Raw genomic sequence first — 277 nt, forward strand, 5'->3', positions numbered from 1 at the left:
AATTTTAAGATAAAACAGGAAAACTAGTAGAAGCAAAAATTTTAAGATGCCTGAAAAGCAAAATCTGAAAACTGTGTGAAAATTAATTTTGAAATTTAAAATAAAATAGAAATTTACTAAGAAACAATCGAAAAATAAATAACCTACGCCCAACAACGTGTATAAAAAATTGCTGTATTTAGATTATTTACGAAAAGCCTCTCAGATTTCTTTTCTTGTGTTTTATTTAGTAAATTCACTCATTGAAAATCGCAACTTTCAATACACAATCACGTTG

Origin of the sequence: Polaribacter vadi, from assembly GCF_018861005.1 — a bacterium.
Classification (GTDB): Bacteria; Bacteroidota; Bacteroidia; order Flavobacteriales; family Flavobacteriaceae; genus Polaribacter; species Polaribacter vadi_A.